The sequence below is a fragment of the Kitasatospora sp. NPDC059577 genome, assembly GCF_042735475.1.
GTDB lineage: Bacteria > Actinomycetota > Actinomycetes > Streptomycetales > Streptomycetaceae > Kitasatospora.
Map to the genome: position 1 here is coordinate 8313 of NZ_JBHWBZ010000023.1, position 14023 is coordinate 22335.

Genomic DNA, 14023 nt, shown 5'->3' on the forward strand with positions numbered 1-14023 from the left:
CCGCCGGGGCGCGCGCCCCGCGCGGGGGGGCGCGGTGGGGCGCGGGTCGCGCGGGCGGTGGGCGGAGCCGCGGCCCCGCCCCCCTCACCCCACTCCCCTCGATCGGGCCGTCAGCAGGAGATGGTGCCGCCGCCGACGTCCGTCTTCAGTACGCCGACGAACGTCTTGTCGAGGTCGATGCGGTCGTTGTGCTCGTCGGGGTTCTTGCCGTCGCACTCCAGGGCGCCGTTGATGCTGCGGATGGTTTCGCCGAAGCCCTTGTTGCTGACGATCGCGTCGTGCGGGGTCGTCCGTCCGGCGCCGTTCCGGCTGTTCCAGAACCAGAGGACGGTCTTCCAGGAGACGGCCGGGTCCTCTCGGCGAGGTAGGGGTCGTGCAGCAGGTCGATGTGCAGGGCGTCGCCGGCGGCCTCGCAGTCGAAGTTCCAGCTCAGCTGCAGCGGCCCGCGGCCGTAGTACGCGGACCGGCCGGCCGGGCAGCCGTACGGCTGTGACGCGTCGCAGTAGTGCGGGTGGTCGGCGGTGTTCTGCTCGACGACGTACTTCAGGCCACCGGTCTCGTGGCTGACGTCGGCGAGGAAGGCCGCAGCCTCGCGCTCGCGGGTGGCGTCGTCGTCGGTGGTGGTGAACTTCGGGTAGGCGCTCTGGGCGTTGCCCTGCGGGTTGAACCTCCTGGAGGTCCGAACCACTCGTAAGAGGCGTATCCGATCGAGGAGTTGGACGCACACCTCTGGCGAGCTGGTCGCGGCACCACCGCCCGCACCGGATAGCCTCCTCCGGAGCGAGACGACGCAACCCGGGGGGCAGGGCATGGGCGGTCACACCGACGACGAGGGCGACGAGCGGCTGGCGGCCGAGGGCGAGGTCGCCGTCGCCCGGCTGGCGATCGACTCGGGCGAGCTCGACCACGCCGCCGACCACCTCTCCGACGCCATCCTCGCCGACCCCCAGCTGCCCGAACTGCACGAAGCCCTGGCGGAGTTGTGCGCCGCTGCCGGCGGCCCGGCGGCCGCCCGCGAGCTGTTCCCGCTGGACGGGGAGGTGTACCTCGGCACGGTCGTCTGCCGCGCCCACGTGGAGGCCGCCGCCGGGGACTGGGACACCGCCGTCGGCCTGCTCGCCTCCGCCATCCAGCACGAGCCGGCCCGCCCCTGGGCGCACACCGCCTGGCTGGCCCGCGAGGACCTGCCGGGCCTGGTCGACCCGGACGCCGTCGCCCAGGCGGCGGCCCGCGCGGCCGCCGCGCTGCCCGACCCGCTCCCCGCAGAACTCGCCGAAGCCGTCAGGCCCTTCGACGCCTTCGTCCTGGCCGTGCTGGACCGCCACGACGAGCACACGCTGCTGCTGGCGATGGCCTCCGGGCTGACCCGTCGCCTCGGCGCCACCGCCCACGCCGTCGAACTCGCCGAGCGGGCCCACCGCGCGGCCCCCGGCTACCTGCCCGCCGTGATGCTCGGCAACGCCCTGCGCGCCGACGGCCACCCCGAGCGGGCGCTCGCCGTCTGGGAGGCCGAACTGGCCAGGGTCACGCCGGACCGGGACAACTCCAGCAGCTACCTCGCCGTCGACGTCGCCGAGCTGTACGGCGTCCTCGGCCGCCCCGCCGAGGGCCTGCCCTGGCTGGACCGGGTGCTCGCCACCGAGCCCGACCACCCCAAGGCGGCCCCGGCCCGGTACGGGCTGCGCCACGCCCTGGACGGCGACCCGGTGCACCTGCTCGGCCTCGCCGACCACCACCGCGACCACCCCGACCACGAGTACGCGCCGGACCTCCTGGCGCGGCTGAGCCACCGGGAGCCCTGGCTCGGCATGGTCCCCGGCACGTCCGAGGCCACCGTCAACCTGCTGCACCAGGTCCTCGCGGCACCCGACACCGGTCCCGACACCGCGGTCGACTGCGAGGTCTCCACCCTCGAACCGCCCAGCTCGCAACTGGCCCTCCACCTGGCCCTGCCGCGCTGCACCGTCGCCTACCGGTCCGTCGACGAACCCGACCCCCGGCGGCCGCTCACCGCGACCGCCACCCGGGTCTGGACCTGGGGCGGCACCGACGGCACCGACCCCGGACCCGCCGTCGCCCCGCCCGCGCCGGAGAGCGCCGAACTCGTCCGCGCCGTCGTCGGCATCGTCTGGCCGACCGTCCCGGCCGCCTACGACGAGGCCGTCCGCCTCGCCGGACTGTCGCTCGACGACCTGCTCGGCGTCCTGGTCCACCCGCCGCTTCCGCGCGAGGACGAACTCGGCCGGGCCCTGCTCGCCCACCAGCCCGAACTGTGGGTGCGCGCCGTCCAGGCCTTCGCCTGCCTCGGCATCGCCCACCACCGCACCGACCAGCCGTGGCCGGAGTCGGACCGCCGCCGGGTGCTGCTCGACCTGCTGCTCGGACCGGAGGACTGGGTCACCGAGGCGGCCGGTTTCGCGCTGGTCGCGATCGGCTGGACGCACCCGGAGGCCCGCGCGGACATCGCCGCCCAGCTCCGACGTCGGCTGCACTACTGCGTCGACGCCCGGCGGGTGCGGGTGGTGACGATCCTGCGCTCGGTGTGCCGACTCGTGCTCGCCGCGCCCTGGGTGTCGCCCGCCGACCGCGACCTCGCGCGGGCGGCCATCCGCGCCGAGGACGGCACCCGCGCGCCGGAACCCGGGCCCGCCCCGGTGCCCGAACCCGAGCCGGAAGCCGATCCGGAGCCGGAACCGGCCCCCGGGCCGCACCGCCCGGGCTTCCTCGGCCGGTTCCTCGGCCGCGGCTGACGCCCCCGCCGCCGGGCCGAACGGTCCGCAGACCGAGGCGGTCCCGCGCGGTCCCGCCGACCGGAGCCAGCGGGAGGTCGGAGCCGTCCCGCCGACCGGAGGTGCCGCAGCCGCAGCCGAAGCCCAAGCCGTAGCCGTTCCGCCGGCCGAAGCCGGCCCACTACCCGATGCCCGGCAGCGGGTCCTGGTCGACGTCGAACAGGGCGACCCGCTCCGCCGGGTCGCGGCACTCCGGCCCCAGCCGCAGCATCCGCGACTCCGGATCGTGCAGCGGCCGGTGGCACCGGCGGCAGGTGACCCGCCGGCGGAGGGTCTGCGCGGTGTCCGTACCGGGGAGCGGCTCAGGGCTGGTCATGGGGGAGACGGTAGCGGCCAGTGCCGTGCCGGGCCCCGGTCGATGCGTGAAACGATGGCTGCCATGGCCACCGACCGCAGCAGCGCAGGAGACCCGGCGCGCACCCTCGCCCTGCTCTGGGGGCTCACCGCCGAGGAGAAGCCCGGCCGGCGCGGGCCCCGGCAGGCGCGCTCGACCGCCGAGATCGCCGCCGTCGCGGTCGCTCTCGCGGACGCCGAGGGCGTGGACGCGGTGACCATGCGCCGGGTCGCCCAGGAACTCGGGGTGTCCCCGATGGCCCTCTACACCTATGTGCCCGGCAAGGCCGAACTGCTCGACCTGATGCTGGACTCCGTCTACGCGACGATGCCCCGCAGCACTCCCGCCGACGACGGCTGGCGCGCCCGGGTGACCGCCGTCGCGGACGACAACCGCGCGCTGCACCGCGCCCACCCCTGGGTCGCCGCCGTCTCCACCAGCCGCCCACCGCTCGGCCCCGGCCTGATGGCCAAGTACGAGTACGAGCTGAGCGCCGTCGAGGGCACCGGCCTGCCCGACGTCGAGCTGGACGCCGCGCTGACCCACCTGCTCGGCTTCGTCCAGACCTGCGCCCGGATGGCCGCCGACGAGCGCGCCGCCCGGCAGGACAGCGCGATGACCGACGAGCAGTGGTGGGCGGCCAACGCCGGGCTGCTCGCCCGGGTCTTCGACCCCGAGCGCTACCCGGTGGCGGCCCGGGTCGGCGCCGCCGCGGGCGAGGCGCACGGCGGGGCGTACAGCCCGGACCACGCCTACGCCTTCGGCCTGGCCCGTGTCCTGGACGGCCTGGAAGCCCTCATCGCGCAGCGGTAGACCTCATCGCCCGAGCGGCGGCCGGCAGGCACCGGCGGCGGCTCGCCCGCCGGCCCGCCCGTCCGCCGGCCCGCTCACGCGGTGGCGGCCCGGGCGTCGTACTCGTCGCGTGCCGTGATCACGGCCGGCACCCGCCGCTCCGACCAGTGCGCCAGCGCGGCGACGAGTTCCGCGGCCTCCCGCCCGAGCGGGGTGAGGCTGTAGTCGACGCGCGGCGGGATCACCGGGTGCGCCTCGCGCAGCACGAAGCCGTCCCGCTCCAGCGTCTGGAGGGTCTGGGCGAGCATCTTCTCGCTGACGCCCGACACCTGCCGCCGCAGCTCGCTGAACCGGTAGCCGCGCTCGCGCAGCGCGCCGAGGACCAGGACCCCCCACCGGCTGGTGACGTGCTCCAGCACGCCGCGGGAGGGGCACATCCGGTCGAAGACGTTCGGTGGGGGGAGCTCCCTCAACTGCTCGCTTACCTTCATGTCAGTACCCTACTTTGAAGTGCGTACTTTCGAAAGGTTAGTGCCACCTCTAGGGTGAGTTTCGAGGCCAGAGCCCCGCCGGATCCCGCCACAGCCCCACCGGATCCCGACGGAGCACCCGCAGATCCCGAAGAACCCTGAGGAGCATCACCATGTACGTCGTCACCGGTGCCACCGGCCAGCTCGGCCGTCTCGTCGTCGAGGGCCTGCTGGCCCGGGTCCCCGCGAGCGAGGTGGCGGTCGCCGTCCGCTCCGCCGAGAAGGCCGCCGACCTGGCCGCGCGCGGTGTGGACGTCCGCGTGGTCGACTACGACAAGCCGCAGACGCTCGCCGGGGCCTTCGCCGCCGGTGACCGCGTGCTGCTGATCTCGGGCAGCGAGGTCGGCCGCCGGATCCCGCAGCACCGGGCCGTGGTGGACGCCGCCGCGGCCGCCGGGGTCGCACTGCTCGCCTACACGAGCGCGCCGGGCGCGGCCACCTTCCGACTGGCCGACGAGCACCGGGCGACCGAGGAGCTGATCCTCGCCTCCGGTCTGCCGTACGCCTTCCTGCGCAACGGCTGGTACACCGAGAACTACCTGGGCGACGCGGCCGGCACGGTGGCCCGCGGCGTGGTGCTCGGCAGCGCCGGGGAGGGCCGGATCGCCACCGCCCCGCGCCGGGACTACGCCGACGCGGCCGTCGCCGTCCTGCTGGGCGAGGACGTGAACGCGGTGTACGAGCTGAGCGGTGACACCGCCTGGAGCCTGCCCGAGCTGGCCGCCGAGCTGGCGAAGGCCTCCGGCAAGCCGGTCGGGCACCGGGACGTCGCCCCGGCCGAGCACCTGTCGGTCCTGGTCGGCGCGGGCCTGCCGGAGGGCTTCGCCGCGGCCCTGGTCGACGTGGACGCGGGGATCGCCCGCGGCGAGCTGGCCGGCACCCCGGGCGACCTGGCCCGGCTGATCGGCCGCCCGACCGTCCCGCTCGCCGAGTCGGTCCGGGCCGCGCTGAACGCCTGAACCGTGCTGAACGCCTGAACCGCGGGGAACGCCTGAACCGTGGGGATGAGCCATCCGCCCGACCGGCCCGGATGCCGGGAACGTCCAGCATTCAAGCACTGTCATGACCAAAATACGGAAACGGAGATGACAGTCCGCCCTTCCGCCCGCTACCGTCGCCTCGACCACACGCGCACGGAAGGGCACCCGGCATGCCACAGACAGACCAGCAGGACAACGGCCGGGGCCTCTGGTACGGCTTCGCGGCCTACGGCATCTGGGGGCTCTTCCCCCTGTTCTGGCCGCTGCTGGAGCCGGGCGCCGCCGACGACATCGTGGCCAACCGCATGGTCTGGTCCCTGGTCGCGGTGGTCCTGCTGCTGGTCGCCCAGCGCCACTGGGGCTGGATACGCCCGCTGCTGCGCCAGCCCCGCCGGCTCGCCATGCTGGCCGCCGCGGCCGCCGTGATCTCCGTCAACTGGGGCGTCTACATCTGGGGCGTCAACGCCGGGCACGTCGTCGAGACCAGCCTCGGCTACTTCATCAACCCCCTGGTCACCATCGGCTTCGGCGTGCTGGTGCTCAAGGAACGGCTGCGCGTCGCGCAGTGGACGGCGGTGGGCATCGGCGCGCTCGCCGTCGCGGTGCTGACCGTCGCGTACGGGCGGCTGCCGTGGATCGCGCTGACCCTGGCGCTCTCCTTCGCGACCTACGGCCTGCTGAAGAAGAAGGTCGGGCTGAGCGGGGTGGAGAGCCTGGCGGCGGAGAGCGCCTTCATGTTCCCGTTCGCCCTCGCCTACCTGGTCTACCTGGAGGTCAGCGGCCGCGGCACCTTCGGGCACACGGTGGCCGGCTCGTACGGCTGGGGCCACTCCGGGCTGCTGATGCTGAGCGGCGTGATCACGGCGATCCCGCTGCTGTTCTTCGGCGCGGCCGCCGTCCGGGTGCCGCTGACGGTGCTCGGACTGCTGCAGTACCTGGCGCCGGTGTTCCAGTTCCTGATCGGCGTCGCCGTCTTCCACGAGTCGATGCCGCCCGCCCGCTGGGCCGGCTTCGGCCTGGTCTGGGCCGCGCTCGCGCTGCTCACCTGGGACGCGCTGCGCCAGGTGCGGGCCGACCGTGCGGCGCGGGCCGCGGCTGTGCCGCAGCCCGCACCGGTGGACATGGCGAAGGCGACCGTCACGCGCTGACGGCCGTCACCCGCTGACGGTCCTCATGCGCTGACGGCCGTCACCCGCCGACGGTCCTCACGCGCTGATGTCCCGGCTGGCGAAGCGCGACCAGGCCGCCGTGCCGAACACGGCGACGTAGGCGGCCTGCAGCCCGAGGTCCTTCAGCACGCCGTCCCAGTACATCGGCTCGCGCAGCAGGTCCGCGAAGCTGAGCCAGTAGTGGGTGAACAGGAACGGCCTGATCGCGTCCAACTGCGGGAAGGCGTCCAGGATCTGGACGGTGATCACCAGGCCGACCGTGGCGGCCATCGCCGCGATGCCGCTGCCGGTCAGCGTGGAGACGAACAGACCGATCGCCACCAGCCCGGCCAGCGAGGCGGCGACCACGCCGGCCACCAGCACCGCGCGCAGCAGCGCGTCGGTGAAGCCGATGGTGTCCCCGGAGATCAGCGTGACCTCGCCGAGCGGGAAGAGCGCGGCGCCGGTGGCCAGGGCGGCCGCCGCGACCGCCGCCGTCGCGGCCAGGCAGAACACCAGTCCGGCGGTGAACTTGGCGGCCAGCAGCCTGGTCCGCCCGGCCGGGGCGACCAGCAGGTAGCGCAGCGTCCCGGTGGCCGCCTCGCCCGCCACCGAGTCCCCGGCGACCACGCCGACCGTCATCGGCAGGAAGACCGGCAGTGCCACCGCCAGTGCGGTGAAGACCAGGAACAGCCCGTTCTGGGTGGTCTGCGCGATGAAGCTCGGACCGCCGCCGCCGTCGTGCGGACCGTCCGTGTTCAGCTTGACGATCACCCCGATCAGGACCGGCAGCACCGCCAGGATCCCCAGCAGCACCTTGGTGCGCAGCCGGCGGAAGGTCAGGTGCAGCTCGTTGCGGAACAGCGCCAGGAACCCGGCCGCCGTCTGCGGCCTCCTGCCCGTGCGCAGCGCCGGCGCCTCAGCCCGCGACATCGAAGCCCTCCCCGGTCAGCGCCACGAAGGCGTCCTCCAACGTGCCCCGCTCCAGCCCGAAGCCGTGCACCCGCACCCCGGCCTCGACCAGCGCCGCGCACAGCTTGGGCAGCGCCTCGTCGCCGCGGTCGCCCAACTCGCCGTCCACCCGGCCCTCCCCGGGCACCAGGGCGGCGATCTGGTGGGCGGCCAGCACCTCGGCGGCCTGCGCCACGTCCGGGGTGCGGACCACCAGGCGGCCCTGCGCCCGGGCGGCCAGCTCCGCGACGGTGCCCTGCACCACGAGCCGGCCCCGCGACATCACCGCCGCGTGGGTGCAGACCTGTTCGATCTCGTCCAGCAGGTGCGAGGAGAGGAACACCGTGGTGCCCTCGGCCGCGACCTCCCGCACCAGTGCCCGGATCTCCCGCATTCCTTGCGGGTCCAGCCCGTTGGTCGGCTCGTCCAGCACCAGCAGCTCGCGCGGCTGCAGCAGCGCGGAGGCCAGGCCCAGGCGCTGCTTCATGCCGAGCGAGTACGCGCGGGCCTTCTTGCCGGCCGCCGCGGCCAGCCCGACCCGTTCCAGTGCCGCGTCGACGCGCTGCGACCGGGTGCGCGGGTCGGCGGTCGGGTCGGCGGCGTCGAAGCGGACCAGGTTGTCCCGGCCGGAGAGGAAGCCGTACAGCGCGGGGCCCTCGATCAGGGCGCCCACCCGGGGCAGCACGGTGGCCACGGACTGTGGCATCGGCTCGCCGAGGACGGCGGCCACGCCCGAGGTGGGGGCGATCAGGCCCATCAGCATCCGGATGGTGGTGGTCTTGCCGGAGCCGTTGGGGCCCAGGAAGCCGAAGACGGAGCCGCGCGGCACAGCCAGGTCCAGGCCGTCCACGGCGAGCTGGCCGCCCCGGAAGCGCTTGGTCAGGCCGCGGGTGCTGATCACGTCGTCGGAACCGGAGGCGGAACCGGAGGCGGAGCCGGAGCGGGCGAGGGAAGCCGAGGCGGAGGAGGCCGGGGCCGAGGGAGCGGCGGCGGAAGAGGAGGGCGGAACGGGAACGGGGGCCGGGCGCGACTCGGCGCCCGAACCCCCGGCCGACTCCGTAACGTCCCCCGTTACGGGAGTCTCGGTCATCCGTCAGTTCACCCCGGCGGCGTGCTGCAGGACCGGCAGGGTCACCGCGCCGGCGAAGACCCGGCCGTCGTCGGTGAGCAGGACGTTGAGCACCTTGGTGCTGATCAGGGTGCCGCCGTCGACCTGCTTGCCGAGCGACTTCATCAGCCCCTGCGGGTTCACCGGGGCGTGGCCGCCGTGCTTGCCGTCCCCCTTCGGCGCGGCGACCGGGGCACCGGGCACCTGCGAGGTGAACACGGCCGTCCAGCCCTCGCCGATCACGTTCGTGCCGTCGTGGCCGCCCTTGGCGGTGTCGGCCGCGGCCCCGTGCTCCTTCGCCGCCTCGTGCTCCTTCGCTGCCCCGTCCGCCTTCTGCTCCGTCACCTTGGCGCCCTTGGGCAGCGCGAAGTCGAAGGTCTTGGCGGCCGGCTTGGCGAAGGAGACGTCGGTGAAGTGGACGTCCAGCACGGTGGTGCCGTCGGTGGACTTCACCGCCACCGCGAGCGGCACGCCGTTGTCGGCGGCCACCGCGATCCGGACCTCGGCGACGGTCGAGCCGCTCTGGGTCGGCTTCACGCTCAGCTGGTAGGCCTTCTGCCCGGCCACGTTGGCCGTTCCGGCCACGGTGACGGAGGTGGTGCCGGCGCCGGCGGTCAGGAACTGCCGGGCCGCCTCCTGCGGGGTGGTCGGCAGCTGGGACAGCGGGGCCGCGGGGTGCTTGTCGCCGGCCCGGCCGGTCAGGTGCACGGCGCTGTTGGTCGAGCTGTCCCAGGCCCAGGCCTGGTCGCCGTTGCGGACGACGGTGTAGCCGGCCATGTTCTCCATCATGTCGACCCGCTGGTGGTCCGGGCCGTCCACCGCGACCCGCAGCGTGCGGTCCCCGCCGAGCAGGCCGAGCAGCTTGGCCTGCGGGTCCGCCGACGCGCTCGCGCCGTCCCCGCCGTGGCCGCCCGCGGCCGCGCCGATCCCGCCGGCCGCGCCCAGCAGCTGGGTGGGCAGGCCGAGGTCGGTGCTGACCGAGACCGTCCCGGACAGGCTCTGGGCCTCGGAGCCGAGGGCCTTCGCGACCACCTGTTCCGCGGTCAGGGTCGGCAGGTCGGGCGGGGAGTCGGCGGCCAGCGCGGGCACCAGCCCGACCCCCGCGGCGATCACCGCGGCCACCGCCAGCGGCACCGCGGCGCGCACCAGCACGCGCCGCCGCGAGCGGTACGGCACGCCGCCGTCCAGCTCGTCCCCCGTCGCCGTCTCATTGGTCATGGCGTACTCAACTCCTCTGCGAACACGTGCGCTTGGCCTTGCCCTTCCATTAGAGGATGCCGCGCCGCCGCCGTCATCGCCCTGCAGGGCCAGATCGGGTTGGCCTTCGTAGGTATGTCGACCCTGATACGGCCTCAGGGTTACTCATCCCGGAGTACCACCGCTGGCGTAGGGTCGCGCCATGGACGGAACCGCCACGGACGCAAGCAACCCCCCGACCGTGAACGCGATGCGCCGCGCCCTGCGCCGCGCCAGGGACGGCGTCGCCCTCGACGTGACCGAGGCCGCCGTACTGCTGCAAGCCAGGGGCGAGGACCTGCGCGGACTCTGTTCCAGCGCCGCCCGGCTGCGCGACGCCGGCCTGGAGGCGGCCGGCCGCCCCGGGGTCATCACCTACTCCAAGAGCGTGTTCATCCCGCTCACCCGGCTGTGCCGCGACAAGTGCCACTACTGCACCTTCGCCACCGTGCCCGGCAAGCTGCGCCGGGCTGCTCGGGGCACGGTGGGGGCACCTCCCGGGCGAAGCCTGGGGATGTTCATGTCCCCCGACGAGGTGCTGGAGGTCGCCCGGCGCGGGGCCGAACTCGGCTGCAAGGAAGCCCTGATCACGCTCGGCGACAAGCCGGAGGACCGCTGGCCCGAGGCCCGCGAGTGGCTGGACGCGCACGGCTACGACGACACCATCGCCTACGTGCGGGCGATGTCGATCCGCATCCTGGAGGAGACCGGTCTGCTGCCGCACCTCAACCCCGGGGTGCTGAGCTGGACGGACTTCCAGCGGCTGAAGCCGGTCTCCGCCTCGATGGGCATGATGCTGGAGACCACCGCCACCCGGCTGTGGAGCGAGCCCGGCGGTCCGCACTTCGGCTCCCCGGACAAGGAACCCGCCGTCCGCCTGCGGGTGCTGGAGGACGCCGGGCGCAGCTCGGTCCCGTTCACCAGCGGCCTGCTGATCGGTATCGGCGAGACGTACCGGGAGCGCGCCGAGTCGCTGTTCGCGCTGCGCAAGGTCTCCCGCGCCTACCAGGGCGTCCAGGAGCTGATCCTGCAGAACTTCCGCGCCAAGCCGGACACGGCGATGCGCGGCATGCCGGACGCCGAACTCGACGAGCTGGTCGCCACCGTGGCGGTGGCCCGGCACCTGATGGGCCCGGCCGCCTGCCTCCAGGCCCCGCCGAACCTGGTGGACGGCGAGTTCGAGCGGCTGATCGAGGCCGGCGTCGACGACTGGGGCGGGGTCTCCCCGGTCACCCCGGACCACGTCAACCCCGAGCGCCCCTGGCCGCAGATCGAGCGCCTGGCCGAGCGGTCGGCGGCGGCCGGCTTCGAGCTGCGCGAGCGCCTCGCCGTCTACCCCGGGTACGTGCGCCGCGGCGAGCCCTGGCTGGACCCGCGGGTGCTGCCGCACGTCCGCGCCCTGGCCGACCCGGAGACCGGCCTGGCGAACCCGGACGCGGTGGTCCGCGGCCTGCCCTGGCAGGAGCCGGAGGACCTGCCGGCGTCGTACGGCCGGACCGACCTGCACGCCACCATCGACACCGAGGGCCGCACCGGCGACCGACGCGCCGACTTCGAGGACGTGTACGGCGACTGGGAGGTGCTGCGCGAGCAGGTGCTCGCGCAGGGCGCGCCCGAGCGCCTCGCCGGGGACCTGCGGGAGGCCCTGGCGGTGGCGGCCGACGACCCGGTGAAGCTGACCGACGACCACGCCCTGGCGCTCTTCCACGCGGACGGCCCGGCCCTGGACGCGCTCTGCCGGATCGCCGACGACGTGCGCCGCGACGCCGTCGGGGACGACGTCACCTACTGCGTCACCAGGAACATCAACTTCACCAACGTCTGCTACACCGGCTGCCGCTTCTGCGCCTTCGCCCAGCGCCGCACCGACGCCGACGCCTACACCCTCTCCCTGGAGCAGGTCGCCGACCGGGCCGCGCAGGCCTGGGAGGTGGGCGCCACCGAGGTCTGCATGCAGGGCGGCATCCACCCCGACCTGCCCGGCACCGCCTACTTCGACATCGCCCGCGCGGTGAAGGAGCGGGTGCCCGGCATCCACGTGCACGCCTTCTCCCCGATGGAGGTGGTCAACGGCGCGACCCGCACCGGGCTGTCGATCCGCGACTGGCTGCAGCGGGCCAAGGAGTCCGGCCTGGACACCATCCCGGGCACCGCCGCCGAGATCCTGGACGACGAGGTCCGCTGGGTGCTCACCAAGGGCAAGCTGCCGGCCGCGACCTGGGTCGAGGTGGTCACCACCGCGCACGAACTGGGCATCCGTTCCTCCTCCACGATGATGTACGGGCACGTGGACACCCCGGCGCACTGGCTCGGCCACCTGCGGCTGCTCGCGCAGATCCAGCAGCGGACCGGCGGGTTCACCGAGTTCGTGACCCTGCCGTTCATCCACACCAACGCCCCGGTCTACCTGGCCGGCGTCTCCCGGCCCGGCCCGACCGCCCGGGACAACCGCGCGGTGGTGGCGATGGCCCGCCTGCTGCTGCACCCGCACATCCCCAACATCCAGACCAGCTGGGTCAAGCTGGGCGCCGAGGGCGCGGCCGAGATGCTCCGCTCCGGCGCCAACGACCTGGGCGGCACGCTGATGGAGGAGACCATCTCGCGGATGGCCGGCTCGGCGTACGGCAGCTACAAGTCGGTGCGCGACCTCCGGGCGATCGCCGAGGCCGCGGGCCGCCCGCACCGCCAGCGCACCACCACCTACGGCGAGGTGCCGGCCGAGCGGCAGGCCGCGGCGCTGGCCTCGGACGGGCACCTGCCGGAGCTGCTGCCCGTGCTGGACTGACCCCGGCGGCGATCCCGTGGTCTCCCGGCCGCCGCCGGCGCGGCGGCCGGGCCCGGGGTGGGCGGGGGCTCCGGGGAGCGGGAGCCGGAAGCGGGTACTGCAGTTCGAGGGATGCCGTCGATCCGTACGGGCCGTCGAAGTACAGTGCGAGGGCGCGCGACCGGCCGAGCGTCGTGCGCGGCCCCCGCTCCGAGGAAAGGCGCCCCGTCGTGATGCCACTGTGGTCACGCGCCCAGCAGCAGGACTACCGCAGCCGGGTGCGGGGCTGCCTGCTCGGCGGGGCCATCGGTGACGCGCTCGGCGCCGGTGTCGAGTTCGAGGCGCTGGAGAAGATCAGGGCCCAGTACGGCCCGCAGGGCGTCACCGGCTACGTCCCCGCGTACGGGCGCACCGGCGCCGTCACCGACGACACCCAGCTCAGCCTGTTCACCGTCGACGGACTCATCCGCGCCCACATCCGGCGCGACACCGGCAGCTGGCACCCGCCCACCGACCTGCACCTGGCCTACCTGCGCTGGGCCGCCACCCAGCGCGACTGGGGCCCGGACGAGCGCCGCCCCGACCTCGGCTGGCTCGGCCGCGAGGAGTGGCTGTACGCCCAGCGCGCCCCCGGCCAGGGCTGCCTGTCCGGCCTCACCGGGCCCGACGCCGAGCGGCTCGGTACCCTCGACCGGCCCAAGAACCCGCACTCCAAGGCCTGCGGCACGGTGGTGCGGGCGGCGCCGTTCGGGCTGCTCACCACCTGGGAGCCGGGCCTGGTGTTCCAGCTCGCCGTCGAGTGCTCGGTGCTCACCCACGGCCACCCCACCGGCTACCTCGCGGCGGGCGCGTTCGCGGTGGTCATCCAGTCGGTGGCCCGCGGCGGCACCCTGGAGGAGGGCGTCCACCTCGCGCTCGCCCTGCTCTCCGAGCGGCAGGGGCACGAGGAGACCACCGCCGCGCTGCGGGCCGCGCTGGACGCCGTACGGGCCGGCGAGCCCTCCGCGGAGCGGGTCGAGGCGCTGGGGGAGGGCTGGGTCGCCGAGGAGGCGCTGGCGATCGCGGTCTACTGCGCGCTGGTCGCCCACGACGTCCGCTCCGGCCTGCTGCTCGCCGTCAACCACTCCGGGGACAGCGACTCCACCGGGGCGATCTGCGGCAACCTGCTCGGCGTGCTGCACGGGGACACCGCGCTGCCGCCGGGCCTGGTGGCGGGAGTCGAGGGGCGCGCCGCGATCCTCGAACTCGCCGACGACTTCGTGCTGGAACTGATGCACGGCGCCGAGCTGCACGACCGGCGGACGGCGGAGGGCTCCGGCTGGTGCGCCCGCTACCCGGTGACGGACTGAGGCACCGCCCGGGCCGGCCCGACCGCCAGGCCGTGTCCGGCC

11 protein-coding genes and 1 pseudogene are annotated in these 14023 nt (G+C 74.6%); 6 read left to right on the plus strand and 6 right to left on the minus strand.

Annotated elements, in window-relative coordinates:
- Nucleotides 1-110: 110 nt before the first annotated feature.
- Nucleotides 111-652, minus strand: a pseudogene (locus ACFV0O_RS19535) (chitinase); the annotation flags it as partial.
- 157 nt (nucleotides 653-809) lie between these two features.
- On the opposite strand from ACFV0O_RS19535, the gene ACFV0O_RS19540 reads away from it, so the two are divergent.
- Nucleotides 810-2750: a hypothetical protein gene (locus ACFV0O_RS19540; protein WP_380343154.1), complete on the plus strand. Its 1941-nt coding sequence runs from the start codon at nucleotides 810-812 to the stop codon at nucleotides 2748-2750.
- Nucleotides 2751-2910: 160 nt separating this feature from the next.
- On the opposite strand, the gene ACFV0O_RS19545 is transcribed toward ACFV0O_RS19540, so the two are convergent.
- Complete coding sequence (locus tag ACFV0O_RS19545) at nucleotides 2911-3105, minus strand: DUF6011 domain-containing protein (protein ID WP_380343157.1); 195 nt, start codon at nucleotides 3103-3105, stop codon at nucleotides 2911-2913.
- A 63-nt stretch (nucleotides 3106-3168) separates the two neighbouring features.
- Here ACFV0O_RS19545 and ACFV0O_RS19550 point away from each other — a divergent pair, with 63 nt between their 5' ends.
- Entirely contained in the window at nucleotides 3169-3936 is a 768-nt protein-coding gene (locus ACFV0O_RS19550) for a TetR/AcrR family transcriptional regulator (RefSeq protein WP_380343159.1), read from the plus strand.
- A 74-nt stretch (nucleotides 3937-4010) separates the two neighbouring features.
- On the opposite strand, the gene ACFV0O_RS19555 is transcribed toward ACFV0O_RS19550, so the two are convergent.
- Entirely contained in the window at nucleotides 4011-4406 is a 396-nt protein-coding gene (locus tag ACFV0O_RS19555; protein ID WP_380343161.1) for a winged helix-turn-helix transcriptional regulator, read from the minus strand.
- Nucleotides 4407-4558: 152 nt separating this feature from the next.
- On the opposite strand from ACFV0O_RS19555, the gene ACFV0O_RS19560 reads away from it, so the two are divergent.
- Nucleotides 4559-5404: an SDR family oxidoreductase gene (locus tag ACFV0O_RS19560; protein ID WP_380343164.1), complete on the plus strand. Its 846-nt coding sequence runs from the start codon at nucleotides 4559-4561 to the stop codon at nucleotides 5402-5404.
- A 191-nt stretch (nucleotides 5405-5595) separates the two neighbouring features.
- On the plus strand, nucleotides 5596-6573 hold the full coding sequence (gene rarD, locus ACFV0O_RS19565; RefSeq protein ID WP_380343167.1) for an EamA family transporter RarD: 978 nt from the start codon (nucleotides 5596-5598) through the stop codon (nucleotides 6571-6573).
- Between the two features lie 57 nt (nucleotides 6574-6630).
- Here the strand turns inward: rarD and ACFV0O_RS19570 are convergent, their stop codons facing one another.
- Genes ACFV0O_RS19570 through ACFV0O_RS19580 form a run of 3 tightly spaced genes read right to left on the minus strand, consistent with a single transcriptional unit; the run spans nucleotide 6631 to nucleotide 9850 of the window.
- Nucleotides 6631-7506 carry an ABC transporter permease gene (locus ACFV0O_RS19570; protein WP_380343170.1) on the minus strand — a complete coding sequence of 292 codons (876 nt, stop codon included), beginning with the start codon at nucleotides 7504-7506 and terminating at the stop codon, nucleotides 6631-6633.
- Nucleotides 7493-8614, minus strand: coding sequence for an ABC transporter ATP-binding protein (locus tag ACFV0O_RS19575; protein WP_380343172.1), 1122 nt, complete (start codon nucleotides 8612-8614; stop codon nucleotides 7493-7495). The genes ACFV0O_RS19570 and ACFV0O_RS19575 overlap by 14 nt, the downstream gene beginning before the upstream one ends.
- A gap of 3 nt (nucleotides 8615-8617) precedes the next feature.
- Nucleotides 8618-9850, minus strand: coding sequence for an outer membrane lipoprotein carrier protein LolA (locus ACFV0O_RS19580; protein ID WP_380343175.1), 1233 nt, complete (start codon nucleotides 9848-9850; stop codon nucleotides 8618-8620).
- Nucleotides 9851-10031: 181 nt separating this feature from the next.
- Between ACFV0O_RS19580 and ACFV0O_RS19585 the strand changes: the two genes are divergently transcribed.
- Together ACFV0O_RS19585 and ACFV0O_RS19590 are read left to right on the plus strand one after the other, a co-directional pair.
- The gene (locus ACFV0O_RS19585; protein WP_380343178.1) at nucleotides 10032-12653 is read left to right on the plus strand and encodes a bifunctional FO biosynthesis protein CofGH; all 2622 of its coding nucleotides are present in this window, start codon (nucleotides 10032-10034) and stop codon (nucleotides 12651-12653) included.
- Nucleotides 12654-12865: 212 nt separating this feature from the next.
- Nucleotides 12866-13981: an ADP-ribosylglycohydrolase family protein gene (locus ACFV0O_RS19590; protein WP_380343181.1), complete on the plus strand. Its 1116-nt coding sequence runs from the start codon at nucleotides 12866-12868 to the stop codon at nucleotides 13979-13981.
- Nucleotides 13982-14023 lie beyond the last annotated feature (42 nt).